The following is a 511-nucleotide window of genomic DNA, read 5'->3' as shown; positions in this document are numbered from 1 at the left end:
GGGTGTTCGTTTCCTTATCCAGTTCGTGAATAAGAATACGGTCAACAAATTCATGGACGTTTTCGTAGGTCAGTTCGGTAATGGCGGTGTACTTGCGTACCAGTGCAACAAACCTTTTCACGTCCGCGCTGCGCTCGGTGGCGTTGTCGATTTCCTGTGACAGCTCCGCAATCCTCCGGGTCAGCGTCTTTTTTTCTTCATCATAGCCGGAAGTCAAAAAAGCAAACTGTTCATCAGAAAGTTTCCCTAAAGCGTTGTCCTCGTAGAGCTTGCGGAATAAGATGTTCAGCTCGTTAATACGGTTCTGCGCCTTGTCAAGCTCTTTCCGCTGCTGTGTCAGCGTCTTTTGTACTGCCTTTGCGCTGCACTCGTTGGCTGTTTCGATAAACTCCTGTTCATGCTCTTTCACATAAGACGTTACTCGCTGCAAGTCTGCAAGGACAAGTTCTTTCAATACGCTTTTGCGGATATAATGCGTAGTGCAGAGCATATCATTTCTTGCCCGGTTGCG

General features: G+C 47.7%; 1 protein-coding gene. It reads right to left on the bottom strand.

Annotated features, from left to right (window positions below):
• Positions 1-511 (bottom strand): DUF4368 domain-containing protein (locus ACFFUV_RS23935; protein ID WP_390198524.1); only part of this gene is annotated, 511 nt, incomplete at both ends.

The organism is Vibrio olivae (assembly GCF_042428525.1).
Taxonomy (GTDB): domain Bacteria; phylum Pseudomonadota; class Gammaproteobacteria; order Enterobacterales; family Vibrionaceae; genus Vibrio; species Vibrio olivae.
Note: the sequence above shows the minus strand (reverse complement) of the source record. Positions and strands in the feature narration are given on the sequence as shown.